Genomic DNA, 13,585 nt, shown 5'->3' on the forward strand with positions numbered 1-13,585 from the left:
CTGGCTGTCGGGCCAAGCCTCGATGGGGGCTGGGAGATGTCTGAAGCTGAATGAGGTTGCCGGCCAGCGGCCGGCACTACCGGGAGCTATGGATTACCGGCCAGCGGCCGGCACTACCGGGGGCTATGGACTACCGGCCAGCGGCCGGCACTACCGTTGCCGGGCAGCGGCGGTCGGGGCTCAGGCGCGCAGGGTGGCGCCGCCGTCGACGTACAGGTCGCTCATGGCCACATGCCCGGCCTGTTCGGAGAGCAGGAACATCGCCGCGTGCGCGATGTCCTCGGGGGTGGCCAGCTTGCGCAGCGGAATGCCAGCCTTGTAGGTCTCCAGGTTGCCGGCGATCACCCGTTCGGCGCCGTGCTCGTCCTGCCACATGCCGGTCTGCATCGGGGTCAGCGTCGAGCCCGGGGCGACGATGTTGCAGCGGATGCCCAACGGCGCCAGCTCCAGCCCGAGGCAGCGGGTGAACATCGTGGCGGCGGCCTTGGATGCCGCATAGGCGGACATGCCATGCCTCGGCACACCGGCCGCATTCGAGCTGACGGTAACCATCGCGCCCTGCCCGCGCGGCGACATCACCCGCGCCAGGGCACGCCCGACATGGAACACCCCGTCGGTGTTCACCGCGAACACCCGGCGCCAGTCGTCATCGCCGGTCTCGGTCACGCCGCCCACATGCAGCACACCGGCCACGCTGGCGCCCAGCATGATCGGCCCGATGCTGGACTCGACCTGATCCACCAAGCCGTCCACGGCGGCACTGTCGGTCACGTCGAGTGCGAAGGTATGCACACGCACATCTGCCGTAACAGGCGCCTCGCGATCGGTCGCCACCACGGTGCAACCGGCCTCGGCCAGTAACCGTACCAGTGCCTCGCCGATGCCGCCGGCAGCGCCGGTGACCAGCGCCACGCGGCCTTCAAAGCCGGTCAACTGCATGTTGCGATCTCCTGTTGCTCGTCCCATTGGCGCAACCGCGCCGACAACCACGGCGCCAGCTGCGCCACCGCATCGCGGCCGGTCAGTTCTGCATGCAGGAACGGCAGTTCCAACGACTGCACCCTACGCGCGTGTGCCCGCCACAACGCCGACTGCAACTGTGGCCGCGCCTGGTGATCCCGGCCCGCACGCACATGCACCAGCGTGCCATCGAACGACCGGTGGATATGCTCACGGATCAGTCGATTGGTGCCGGTCACGGCGCGCACCACGCCATCCAGCACGACATCCGGCAGGCTACCCAGCGCACTGCCACCACGACGCAGGAACGCGAGAATGCGCTCCCGGCTGTCCAGGTCCGGATGCGCATCCGGGTCATGCCCGGCAATCGCCAGCAGTGCCCGCAATGCGGCGATGGCATCGGGTTCCGGCTCGGCCCGCCAGCACTCGCTGGGATAGGCGTCCAGCAGTACCAGTTCGCCGACCTCGCGCCCGATCTCATGCAGTCGCACCGCCATTGCCTGCGCGAGGATGCCACCCACCGACCAGCCCAGCAGGTGTACCGGCCCCTTTGGCTGCAATGCAACTACGCGCTGTACGTAGTCGCTGGCCATCGCCTCGATGCTGCTCGGCAGCGGCTGCCGCGCGTCCAGTGCCGGCGACTGCAGGCCATATACCGGGCGTGCCGGCTGCAGTGCCCGGGCCAGGGTGCGGTAGTTCCAGGCGATGCCGCCGGCCGGGTGCAGCACGAACAGCGGCGTAGGCCCGGCAGCGTCGGTCGCGGCCAGCGCGATCACCGGCCCCAGTGCGTGATCGGCCAGCGCGGGTGGCTCGGCAATGCGAACCGCCAGCGCGGCCACGGTGGGCTGGGCAAACAACGCCCCCAGACCGAGATCGCAGCGCCAGCGCTGTTCGATCGCCAGCAGCAGGTGCACCGCCGACAGCGAGTCACCGCCGAGACTGAAGAAATCCGCATCCACCGCCACCGGCGCTTCTCGCCCGAGTGCCTGGGCAAACAGCGACGCCAGCTCCTGTTCCAACGGCGTGCGCGGCGCCAATCCGGCGACCTCATGTTGTGATGGTTTCGGCAACGCGTTGCGGTCGAGCTTGCCGTTGGCGGTCACCGGCCAGTGGTCCACGCCGACAAACGCCGAGGGCACCATGTAGTCCGGCACACGCGTGGCCAAATGGCTGCGCAGCATCACGGCATCGGCAAGCGCAGTCGGCACATACGCCACCAGACGCGCGTCGCCGGGCGCATCCTGGCGCAGCAGCACTTCCACCCGCTCCATGCCCGGCAGTTCGCGCAAAGCCGCCTCGATCTCGCCCAACTCGATGCGCAGGCCGCGCAGTTTCACCTGATGGTCGCTGCGGCCCAGGTACTCCACCGCGCCATCGCTGCGCCAGCGCGCTATGTCGCCGGTGCGGTAGATGCGCTCGCCCGCCAGGAAAGGATCGGCAAGGAAGCGTTCGGCAGTCAGGTCCTCGCGACCGAGATAGCCGCGCGCCAGCTGCACACCGCCCAGATAAAGGTCACCGGCCACACCGACCGGCACCGGCTGCATCCGCGCGTCCAGCACGTAAAGTCGGGTATTCCAGACCGGGAAGCCGATCGGCACCGGCCGCGATCGATCCTGCGCCGACGCCGGCCAGTAGCTGACGTCCACCGCGGCTTCGGTCGGGCCATACAGGTTGTGCAGCTCGGCGTGCATGCACGCGTGGAAGCGGTCGCGCAACGCGGCGTCCAGCGCCTCGCCACTGGTGAATACCCGTCGCAGCTGCAGGCCTTCGGAGGCCGGTGCAGCGAGGAAGGCATCGAGCATCGACGGCACGAAATGCGCCGTGGTGATGCCATGGCCACGGATCAAGCGGGCCAGTTCAGTGGGGTCGCGATGCGCATCGGGCCCGGCAATCACCAGCGTTGCCCCGCACAGCAACGGCAGGAAGAACTCCCAGACCGACACATCGAAGGTGGCCGGGGTCTTCTGCAGCACGCGGTCATCGGCGCGGATGCCGTAGTGCTCGCGCATCCACAGCAGGCGGTTGACGATGGCGCGGTGTTCGATGACCACGCCCTTCGGCTCGCCGGTCGAACCGGAGGTGTAGATCACATAGGCCGCATCGCTGGGCGCCGGATCGGCCCAGGGCGCAGCGAAGCTCAGCGCGGCCCACTGCTCCGGCGCGAGCACCGGTACGCCGGCCGTGCGCGCCGAAATCTCCGCCGCAGCCAGAACGCACACCGGCTGCGCCGAGGCGAAGATGCGCGCCAGCCGCTCGTCGGGATGGGCAAGGTCCAACGGAAGATAGGCCGCGCCTGCGCGCAGCACCGCGACCAGCGCGATCACCAGCTCCAGCGAGCGCGGCAATGCCACCGCCACCACGCTGCCCGGGCCGACATCCATTGCCCGCAGCTGTGCCGCCAGCGCGAAGCTGCGCGCTTCCAGCGTCGCGTAATCCAGCGTCGCATCGCCGAACACCAGCGCAGGCGTGTGCGGGTCCCGATCCATGCCCTGCTGCAGCAATTCAACCAAGGTGGTCTCAGGAAGCGCGTGCGCGGTGGCGTTGAAACCCTGCAGCACCTGTTGCGCCTCCATGGGCGTCGCCAAGGGTACGGTTTCGATATCGTCAGCCTGCAGCGCCGCCGACACGAAATGCAGCAGCCTCACCGCGTGCGCCTCGACATCCTCGCGACTGTACAGCACGGGATTGGCCTCGATCTCCAGATCCAGCAGGTGCTGGCCATCGCCACGGAAACCCAGCGCCAGGTCATCCACCGGCCCGGTGCACAGCACCTCCAGCGTCGCCTGCACGTCGGTCAGCGCCAGCGGCCTGTAGAACGGCTGCACGTTCACCAATGGACCATGCAGGCGCTGCTGCGTGCCGACCAGGCCCAGGTCCCGGCGCAGCTGCTCGCCCCGGTAGCGGCCGTGCCTGCGGCCTTGACTTAGCTGGCGACCCAGGCCCCGGGCAAAGGCCTCGACGCTGCCCTCGCCGGCCGCCACGCGCAGCGGCAACACATTCATCACCATCGCCGGCACCCGCGCCGACGCGTTGCCCAACCGCCCCATGTAGGGCACGCCCAGCACCACTTCATCGGCGCCACTCATCCGCCGCAGGTACTCGGCCGCCAGCGCGACCAGCACATCCGGCCAGGGCTGCAGCCAACGCACCGAAGCCTGCAGCAACAGCTCACGGAATGCCGCATCGAGCGGCTGCACCCAGCGCAGCGCGTCGTCACTGGCCGCGAGCGTGCCGGCCAGGCCTGCACCTGCCGGTGCGCCCTGCATGTGCTCGCGCCACCACTGCCCGGCCTGCACGCGGCGCGGATCGGCACGAAACGCGGCATCATCGGCCAGCACGCCCGCCAGCCCCGGCAGTGACTCACCGGTACGACCGGCATACAACGCGCACACCCGATCAGTGAACAGCGCCATGCCGTAGCCATCGGCCGCCAGATGATGCACGCGCAGGTACCAGACCCAGCGCAGGCCACCCAGATCGAACAGTACCTGCTGGCTGATCCGGTCGCGGGCGGGATCGACCGGGCTCAGCCGGTCGGCGTGCATCAGGTTGCGTGCCGCAGCGGCGGGATCCGCCTCGGTAGAAACATCGCGCACCGAAAGCAACGGCACGTGTGCCGGGTCATGCCACTGTAGTGGCTGGCCATCGGCACCTTCGGCAAAGCGCAATGCGAAAGCCTCGGCCTCGCGCGCAGCCTGGTCTGCGGCTGCGACGAACGCGGCCACGTCCAGCGGGCCGTCGATCCATACCGCGTGCGCGGTATTGAATGACGGATTGTCCGGTGCCAGCCGCTGTGCGAACCACAGCCCCGCCTGGGCCTCGGTCAACGCCACCGGCGTGGCCAGCGCTGCGGCGTTCATGCGTTCTGCGCGGCCTGCAGTTGCTGCACCACACCCCACCACCGGCGCAGCGTGGTGTGCTCGGCCAACTGCGAGAACTCCAGCGGCAGGCCAGTGTTGCCCCACGCCAGGACCAGGCCGAGCATGCGCATTGAATCCAGATCCAGGTCGATCAGGTTGTCGTCGTCCCCGATCTCGGCCGGCGTGCACTCCAGCACGCGCGCCACGTCGGCGCGCATCCGCTCCAGATCCAGCGCCTCACCCATGGCAGCCATCACAGCACCTCCAGCAGCTGATCGGTGGTCATCGGCACACCACAGGTGCGCGCGATCCAGTGCAGCGCCTGATCGTGATCGGCACGCGAGAAGTCCGCCACCGCATCGGCGGCGATGAAGGCCTCGATGTCACGCTGGAAGGCCTCGACGACGGTCGCGGTACAGCCGATATGGGCGTACACGCCGGTCACCAGCAGCTGATCACGCCCACGTACCCGCATCAGCGTCTCCAGGTTGCTGCGCTGGAAGGCGCTATAGCGATGCTTGACCAGCACATGCTCGCCCGGCTGCGGCGCCAGCGCCTCGATGATCGGCTCATGATCGGCGCTGCGACGCATGCCCGGTCCCCACAGGTCGGCCTGAAGGCCGCGGTCGCGACGGTCCTGGTCACCGTGCTGGGCGGTGTAGAACACCGGAATGCCCTGCGCGCGGCAGTGCGCCAGCAGGCGCACGATGTTGTCCACCGCCGGCCGCAAGGGCGTGCTGCCGGCGTCGAATGCCGCCAGGAAGTAGCGTTGCATGTCGTGCACCAGCAAAGCCACACGATCGCGCTGCGGGCGCCACGGGCCACGCGCCTGCGGTAGTTCGGCGGCGGTCGGCAAGGGATAGTCGGTGATACGGGGCAGCGCCATCAGCGCGTTCCTCCTGTCTGTTGCAGATGACGCGCACGCAGCTGCGCGCGCAATTCGCGGCGGCTGATCTTGCCGACCGCCGTGGTATTGAAACTGTCGACGAACACGATCTGGTCGGGCACCTTGAACGCCGCCAGGCCGCGCCCGCGCATCCAGGCCTTCAGTGCCGGCGCCTTGAACGGTTCGCCCTGCGGGATCACAAAGGCGCAGCTGCGCTCGCCCAGGTACTCGTCGGGAATCGAGACCACGGCCGCATCGAACACGCCCGGATGTGCCAGCAGGTGGTCCTCTATCTCTTCAGCAGAGATTTTCTCGCCCGCCCGGTTGATGTGGTCACCCGCACGCCCCTGTACCACCAGGTAGCCCCCGGGCAGCTGCTGCACGCGGTCACCGGTACGGTAGAAGCCGTCATCGGTGAACGAGCGCGCATTGGCCACCGCATCGTTGTGGTAGCCACGGATGGTGTACGGGCCACGGGTGAGCAGATGCCCCACCTCGCCTTCGGCCACCGGCTGGTCATGGTCATCGACCACGCGCACTTCGTCGTCCGGACTGATCGGCCGACCCTGGCAAGCCACGATCAGGTCCTCCGGATCATCCAGCCGCGTGTAGTTGACCAGGCCTTCGGCCATGCCAAACACCTGCTGCAGCGTGCAGCCAAGGCCGTCGATCACTCGCCGTGCGGCTTCCGGCACCAGTTTGGCACCGCCCACCTGCAGCACCTGCAGGCTCGACAGGTCATACTTGCTGGTGGCGGCGGCCTGCGCCCACAGCAGCGCCAGCGGCGGCACCAGGCCGCAGCAGGTCACCCGCTCCCGTGCGATCAGCGGGAATGCGGCGTCCGGCCCGGGGCCGGGGCTGAGCACCACGCGGGCACCGGCATACAACGCGCCGAAGAAGCCGGGCGAGCTCATCGGGAAATTGTGCGCGGCCGGCAGCGCGACCAGGTAGACGCTGTCGCGGTCGATGCCGCAGATTTCATTGCTGGCACGGAACGAATAGATGTAGTCGTCATGCGTGCGTGGAATCAGCTTGGACAGCCCGGTGCTCCCACCGGAAATCTGCAGGAACGCCACCGACTGCGGGTCCGGATCGGGCGGCAGCTGGCTGCGGTCACCCTGCAGCGCCTCCAGCGCGATGAACTCCGCCGCATCGCCGTCGATCACCACATGGCGCACTGCCGGGGCCTCGGCCTGTAGTGCCCGCGCCAGCCCGCGATGATCGAAGCCATCGTGCAGTGCCGTGGTGATGTAGGCACTGGCTTCGGCCTTGTTGGCGAAGTGCGCCAGCTCGGTGATGCGGTGCGCCGGCAGCGCGTACACCGGCACCAGGCCGGCCCGGAACAGGCCGCAGACCGTGGTGATGAAGCCTGCGGTGTTGCCCAGCTGCACCAGCACCCGTTCGCCAGGCTGCAGGCCCAGCGCCAGCAGGCCTGCACCGATCCGCCCGGCCACGTGCCACAGCTGCGCATAGCTCAGGCGCACGTCGCCGGCGACCACCGCGATGTCATCGGCATAGCGTTCTGCACGTTCGCGCAGGAACGCCGGAAAGGTCTCGCCACGCCAATGACCGGCCTCGCGATAGCGCGCGATCAGGTCATCCGGCCACACCTGCTGCAGTGCCAGGCGGGAAGCGTCAGTGGAGGTAGTCATGCGGCAGGCTCGATCGCAGGCGCGGATTCATGGACACCCAACGCATTCAGCAGGGCAGCGAACTTCGCAGCGGTCTCGGCCACCTCGGCCTCGGGCTGCGAGTCGGCAACGATGCCGGCGCCGGCGAACAGGCGCAGCTGCATTCCCTGCAGGCGTGCGCAGCGGATTGCCACATACCAGTCGCCGTCACCCTGCGCGTCCAACCAGCCCACGGCGCCGGCATAGAAGCCGCGCGGTACCGGTTCCAGTTCGCGTATGCGCTGCAGCGCCGCCAACCGCGGCGTACCGCAGACGGCCGGCGTGGGATGCAGCTGCGCCAGCAGCTCGGCCGCCGATGTCTGCGGATCCTTCAGGGTGGCATGGATGCGGGTACCCAGATGCCACATGCTGGCGGTGGCATGCAGCGCCGGCCGCGGCTGTGCATCGATGTGGCTGCAGTACGGCGCCAGGCCGTCGACGATGGCCTCGACCACATGGCGGTGCTCGTCGTGGTCCTTGGTCGAGGCCAGCAGCGCCTGCGCGGCCTGCTCGTCCTCGGCAGCATTGGTGCTGCGCCGCGCGGAGCCCGCCAGCGGGTGCGACAACAGCTCGGCGCCGCGCTTGCGCAGCAGCAATTCCGGGGTTGCCCCCACCAGCCAGGCTGGCGCCTGACCCGGCGCCACCGGTAACGGCACCGCGTAGGTCGCCACCGAAGGATCCGCGCCCAGGCGGGCCAGCAGAACCTCCGGGGAAAGTGACTGCCGCGTGCGTGCCAGCAGGCTGCGCGCCAGCACCACCTTCTGGAGGTCCAGTTCGGGCGCGCGCAATGCCTGCACCGCCGCAGCCACCGACGCCGCGTACGCCTGCGCCGAAGGCTCGGCCTGCAGGGCACCCTCCAGCGCTGGCGCGGCCTGTGGCTGCAACGGCAGGGCCGGCAGCAGGCGCTCGGGCTGGTACAACGCGTCGTCCGCACGGGGTTCGAAAGGGACTGCGCCGACCAGCAGGCCCGGCCCACCGCGCTGCTGCTCGAAGAAGGACGCAACGCGCTCTGCCAACGTCGCCAGCGCACCGGCCGGCAGCGTGGCGCGGCAACCGCGTGCGTGCACGTGCTGGCCAGCGTGCCGCAGGAGGAACAGCGACGCGTCGTCGCTGCTCTCCTGCGGCGCGGGCGCGGCCTCCGGCCACGCGCCCTGCATCAGGGAATCGTTCATGGGGTCTCCTTCATCCGATGCGCTGCAGCCAGCGCGCACAGCAACAGCAGCAACGCGCCGACCAGGAGGTATGGCAGGCTGGGCCCGCCGCGATACACCAGCGTGCCGAGCATCGGCCCGGCCACCATGCCCAGTCCCTGCGCGGCAGCGACAGTACCGGCGGCGGCGCCCTGCTCGTGCGCCTCCACCGCGTCGGCGGCCAACGCCTGGAACGAAGGGAATACGAAGCCCATGCCGAATGCAGCCAGTGCGTAGGCCGCAGGCAGTTGCCAGGCCTGCTGCACGCCCGCCACCGAAGCAAAGCCGATGCCTGAGATCACGGCGCCGAGGACGATCCAGCGCCGCGGATGAACCTCCAGCTTCATCACCAGCGCCTGCGCCAGGATCAGGCCAACGCCGACCGCCGTCAGCGCGATGCCGGCCATGCGCGCACCGGCCGCCGCATCCAGTCCCAGCCGATCAATCGCGAAAAAGCCCACCGTCACCTGCGCGATGGTCACCGAGACCATGGCGGTGAACGCCGCCAGCTGCGGCAGGCGCAGGCGCGGGTCGAGGCACCTCATCGGCGCGCGGCGCTGGGCGGAAACGCCCATCACAGGCGGTGTGGCCGGCAGTCGCCAGGCCAGCAGCGCCAACGCCAGCAGTGGCAACAGTGCGGCTACATACAGCGCCAGCGACAGGTTCGTATAGGCCAGCCAACCCGCGGCAGCCGGGCCCAGCACCATGCCCAGTGCGTTGGCGCTGCCCAGGCGGGCGAGGAACTTCGCACGTTGCCCAGTCGGCGCCTTGTCGGCGATCAGCGCAGCTGCGGTAGGAGGCACCGCTGCGTAGAAAAGGCCGATCAGGCCGCGCGCAGCAACCAGCACCAGCACTGACACCAGCACCGGCGGCACTGCCTGCAGGGCCACGTCGATGAACACCGCCAGCGCGATGTAGACCACGGTGTAGGCACTCATCGCCAGCATCAGCACACGCTTGCGGCCGATGCGGTCGCTGAGCTTGCCCCAGGGGCGCGCGGCCAGCATCCACAACACGCCTGCGGCGGTGACTGACAGCCCGGCATGCCACTCGGACAAACCGAGCATGCGGACCACCGGGCCGATCACGGCGACGAAGGACATCATCGCCATGGTGCCGATCAGGGCAGCCAACACCAGCGCCGGCAAGCCGGGAACGACGGGACGTGCGTGCATGAAACACCAGCCGTAACAGGGAAGGATTGGCCGGACGCGCCTGCGCGCCCCACCCGGCACCGACCCTGCTAAGGGCCAGATGCCACCCTTAAATGATAACGGCTCGTATTTGCATTTGATACCCATTCTCTTGAATGGGCCCGCAACAGTGGGTTCAGCGCATTGCACGCAAGCCGAGCAGGCCACGGCGCTTGAACCACCACTCCAACGGCAGCGTCACCAGCGGCGGGATCGCTGCCAGCAGGGCCAGGGCACTGGCCCACCACGGCCAGCGCAGGCGCACCGCCGCAAACAGCGTCACCGCCACATAGACCAGGAAGGCCACGCCGTGCAGCGGCCCGAACAGCTTCACCAGCGCCACGTTGGCCATCGGGCCGTATTTCATCCACATGCCGATGAGCAGGCCGGCCCAGGTCACGGCCTCGATGAAGGCGACCGCGGCGAACAGGCGTCCGGTCGGGTGCATGGGGGAACGTTGGGTCACACGGGGCTCCGGCAGCGGGGTATCAAATGCGAATGATACGCAGATGCCTGCTGCATGTAGAGTCGAGCAGTGCTCGACTGCTTCTGCCTCGGCCACTGAAGGAAACACTCAGCAGTTCAGCGGGCGCAGCGGTGAGAGCGTGTCCACCAAGGTGTACACCTACCCGAGCATATGCGGCAGAACCTGCTCCCCGATCTCACGCAGCACCGCGTCCATCGGCCGCCCGTTGTCGACCAGATTGAACATCACGTGCGCCACGCCCTGCCCATGCACGCGCAGCAGATAGTCACGCAGGCCATCGCGGCCGACCTTCAGGCCCAGCGGCAGCGAATCGGCTGGCGCCTGCGGATCGGCCTGCAGGTCCAGCAGCATCGACTGCACGAATGGCTTGCCTGGTCCGCCGCGCTGCGCCAGCGCCTGCTGCCACAGGCCGATGCGCCCCTCCTGCGCGGCCTCCTCACGATGATAGGTGACCCAGCCTTCGGCCTCGCGCGCGATCCACTGCAGGCTCTGCCGTGCGGTACCCACCACCAGCATCGGAACGCGGGTTGCCGGCGCCGGAAGTACGTCGAAGCCACCGGTCGCCTGCAGTACGGCGGTCCGCTCATCGGTCTCCGGTGACAGCGCCGCGCGCAGCAACGTCCAGCGCTCACGGAAGGTCGCCGCCCTGCCCTCCAGATCCTCGCCGAACGCAGCGAATTCTTCCGGGCGATCACCCGAACCCAGCCCCAGCACGAACCGCCCGCCGCTGATCCGGTCCAGGCTCAACGCCGACTTCGCCACCTGCAGCGGCTGCCGCAATGGCAGCACGATGGCCGCGCTGCCGACCACGATGCGCTCGGTCGCAGCGGCCAGCATGCCCAGCCACAGGAACGGATCGTCCAGCGCACTTGCTGTCGCGTCCGGCCCCTGCGGCACCATCAGCGGCACATCGCGCGCCCACAACGCGGCAAAGCCGAGATCGTCGGCCAACCGCGCGATGCGCCGCGCCTCATGCGGATCGGCCAGTCCCTGCGACGCCACCGGCGTCATCAGGCCCAGGCTCAAGCCCTGCCCTGGAAACAACGCAGCGTACGCGGGATTGAAATCACTCATGCCTGCAGCTTAGCGTGCAGGCACGGGGCAGCGATGACGCGCAGCCCGCCACGGGAAGAACACTGCATGCCGACGATCCGCCCTGCCCGCGTCGATGACCTGCCCGCGATCAGCGCGGTGTGCCTGGCCGCGTTCACTGCGGCGGTGGCGCCCTCGCTCAGCGCAGCCGGCATCGCCACGTTCGGCAATGTCGCCGCCGCCGATGCGTTCGGTGAACGCCTGGACGGCGACAACCATCTCCTGGTGGCCGAGCAGGACGGCCGTATCGTCGGCGTGGTCGAGTTGAAGGAAGGCCGCCACCTGGCGATGCTGTTCGTCGATCCCGCCTGCCAGGGACAGGGCATCGGCCATGCACTGTTCGAGGCGGTGCTGCCGCAGGTACGCGAGCCGGTCCTGACCGTACGCGCATCGCTCAATGCTGTGCCCACCTATCTGCGCTATGGCTTCGTGGTTGACGGTGAGGCCGGCGAGTTCAACGGACTGGTCTACCAGCAGATGGTGCGGGCGGCCGCCTGAAGGCACGGCCCCCGGCAATGCCCGGGGGGCGTCATGCCTCGCCGCATGCCCGTCATAAGCAAACTGAATCAGCGGGTTCCCTGCGCGTTCCTACAATGCCCTGTCACCTTGCCCTTCGAGATGCTGCCGATGCGCGTCGCGCTTTCCATGTTGCTGCTGGCTTCGGCGCTGAGCGCCTGCACCCCGGCCCCGGTTTCCACCGCCAACTCCGCCGAGGCACCTGCGCCGGCCAAGGGAATCGCGTGGCGCCAGGGTGACGTCGATGATGCCTTCGCCGAAGCCGCCGACAGCGGCAAGCCGGTGCTGCTGTACTGGGGCGCGGTCTGGTGCCCGCCGTGCAACCAGCTCAAGGCCGGCCTGTTCAAGGACCCGGCCTTCATCGCCTTGACCGGCAAGTTCGTGCCGGTCTACCTGGATGGCGACGAGGAAGGTGCGCAGGCCTGGGGCGAACGCTTCGGGGTGCGCGGCTACCCGACCCTGATCGTGCTGGACCCACAGCGCAATGAACTTACCCGCGTGGCCGGTGGCAACGACGCCGCCGAACTGACCCGGGCATTGACCGTCGCGGCCGGGCGCCGCAGCGCCATCGCCGCCACCCTGGCGACGGCACTGGCCACGCCGGAAAAATTGGCCGCCGAAGACTGGCAGGTACTGGGCGACTACGGCTGGGAAGTCGACGCCAACCGTCTGGCTGGCGGGCGCAGGGGCCAGGATGTACTGCGCCAGCTGTCCAAGGCCGCACCCGACGCGGCGCTGCAACGCCGCTTCGCCCTGCTGGCCCTGGCCACCGCCGACACGCCCGCCAGCTCGCCTACCGAAGTACGCGAGCTGCTGCAGGCCGTGCTGGCGCAGCCGGCCGAAGTCCGCCGCAACCGTGAGTTGCTGGGCTATGCAGGCGCACAGTTGGTCCAGCAGGCCAGCGCCGGCCCAGCCACCCGCAACACGCTGGGGCAGCAGCTGCTGGTCGCGCTGGAGCGCGCAGATGCCGAGCGCGGCGACCGCGCCGACGACGCATTGTCGCGCGCACTGACGGAAGTATCGCTGGCCCGCCAGCAGCAGCCGAAGGGCGCACTGCCCGCGCCGCTGGTTGATCGGGTCAAGCAGCGCGTGGCCGCGGCCGACGCCACCGCCACTGATGCGCATGCACGCCAGGCCACGATCAGCAGCGCGGTCTACGCACTGCGCCAGGTCGGTGACGACGCCGGTGCCGAGGCGTTGTTGCTGGCGGAGCTGAAGCGCAGCGAGCAGCCCTACTACTACATGCCCGAGCTGGCCGAACTGGCCGAGCAGCGCGGCGACACTGCCGGTGCGCTGGAGTGGTTGAAGCGTGCCTACGACGGTGCGCAGGGCCCGGCCACCCGCGTGCAATGGGGCGTGCTGTACGTGGAAGGGTTGCTGAAGCTGGCGCCGAACGACGCGCCGCGCATCGAGCAGGCCACCGCCTCGCTGATCGCCGAACTGGAGGCGCAGCCGTCGGGCTACCACCAGCGCACCCGCCAGCGCTTCGAACGCCTGGCCGGGCGGTTGAAGACGTGGAGCGGGAAGCACCAGGGTGCCGAGACACTGGCGCGGCTGCAGCAGCGGATGCAGCAGGCGTGCGGGGATCAGGTGGATGGCGCGTGCAAGGATTGGTTGAGTTGAGGTAGTGAAAGGTAGTGCCGGCCGCTGGCCGGCAATCAGGGCGGGTCGGGTTGCCGGCCAGCGGCCGGCACTACCATGCCTCGATGTCCATCGCTTCTTCCCTTGACC

At 69.0% G+C, this 13,585-nt stretch carries 11 protein-coding genes; 2 read left to right on the forward strand and 9 right to left on the reverse strand.

What is annotated here, in order from left to right; genetic code table 11:
• Positions 1-180: 180 nt before the first annotated feature.
• The 9 genes from ACSDHM_RS10300 to ACSDHM_RS10340 form a co-directional block, all read right to left on the reverse strand.
• On the reverse strand, positions 181-939 hold the full coding sequence (locus tag ACSDHM_RS10300) for a 2,3-dihydro-2,3-dihydroxybenzoate dehydrogenase (RefSeq protein WP_439426956.1): 759 nt from the start codon (positions 937-939) through the stop codon (positions 181-183).
• Positions 930-4,820: an enterobactin synthase subunit F gene (locus ACSDHM_RS10305; RefSeq protein WP_439426957.1), complete on the reverse strand. Its 3,891-nt coding sequence runs from the start codon at positions 4,818-4,820 to the stop codon at positions 930-932. Before ACSDHM_RS10305 ends, ACSDHM_RS10300 begins: the two co-directional genes overlap by 10 nt.
• On the reverse strand, positions 4,817-5,074 hold the full coding sequence (locus tag ACSDHM_RS10310; protein ID WP_072167534.1) for a phosphopantetheine-binding protein: 258 nt from the start codon (positions 5,072-5,074) through the stop codon (positions 4,817-4,819). Before ACSDHM_RS10310 ends, ACSDHM_RS10305 begins: the two co-directional genes overlap by 4 nt.
• Positions 5,074-5,706 carry an isochorismatase family protein gene (locus ACSDHM_RS10315; RefSeq protein WP_049465418.1) on the reverse strand — a complete coding sequence of 211 codons (633 nt, stop codon included), beginning with the start codon at positions 5,704-5,706 and terminating at the stop codon, positions 5,074-5,076. The genes ACSDHM_RS10310 and ACSDHM_RS10315 overlap by 1 nt, the downstream gene beginning before the upstream one ends.
• Positions 5,706-7,358 (reverse strand): (2,3-dihydroxybenzoyl)adenylate synthase, encoded by a 1,653-nt coding sequence (locus tag ACSDHM_RS10320; protein ID WP_439426958.1) that lies wholly within the window; start codon positions 7,356-7,358, stop codon positions 5,706-5,708. Before ACSDHM_RS10320 ends, ACSDHM_RS10315 begins: the two co-directional genes overlap by 1 nt.
• A complete protein-coding gene (locus tag ACSDHM_RS10325) occupies positions 7,355-8,548 on the reverse strand; it encodes an isochorismate synthase (RefSeq protein WP_072167532.1) in 1,194 nt (397 codons plus the stop codon). The genes ACSDHM_RS10320 and ACSDHM_RS10325 overlap by 4 nt, the downstream gene beginning before the upstream one ends.
• Positions 8,545-9,741, reverse strand: a complete 1,197-nt coding sequence (locus ACSDHM_RS10330; protein ID WP_072167531.1) for an MFS transporter — start codon at positions 9,739-9,741, stop codon at positions 8,545-8,547. Before ACSDHM_RS10330 ends, ACSDHM_RS10325 begins: the two co-directional genes overlap by 4 nt.
• A gap of 154 nt (positions 9,742-9,895) precedes the next feature.
• Positions 9,896-10,207 (reverse strand): DUF3817 domain-containing protein, encoded by a 312-nt coding sequence (locus tag ACSDHM_RS10335; RefSeq protein WP_032129991.1) that lies wholly within the window; start codon positions 10,205-10,207, stop codon positions 9,896-9,898.
• Positions 10,208-10,384: 177 nt separating this feature from the next.
• On the reverse strand, positions 10,385-11,320 hold the full coding sequence (locus ACSDHM_RS10340; protein ID WP_439426959.1) for a TIGR03571 family LLM class oxidoreductase: 936 nt from the start codon (positions 11,318-11,320) through the stop codon (positions 10,385-10,387).
• Between the two features lie 66 nt (positions 11,321-11,386).
• Between ACSDHM_RS10340 and ACSDHM_RS10345 the strand changes: the two genes are divergently transcribed.
• Entirely contained in the window at positions 11,387-11,836 is a 450-nt protein-coding gene (locus ACSDHM_RS10345; RefSeq protein ID WP_188240903.1) for a GNAT family N-acetyltransferase, read from the forward strand.
• A gap of 120 nt (positions 11,837-11,956) precedes the next feature.
• On the forward strand, positions 11,957-13,477 hold the full coding sequence (locus ACSDHM_RS10350) for a thioredoxin family protein (RefSeq protein WP_188241089.1): 1,521 nt from the start codon (positions 11,957-11,959) through the stop codon (positions 13,475-13,477).
• The last annotated feature ends 108 nt before the right edge of the window (positions 13,478-13,585 follow it).

It is taken from the genome of Stenotrophomonas sp. T8 (genome assembly GCF_051853085.1).
GTDB lineage: Bacteria > Pseudomonadota > Gammaproteobacteria > Xanthomonadales > Xanthomonadaceae > Stenotrophomonas > Stenotrophomonas sepilia.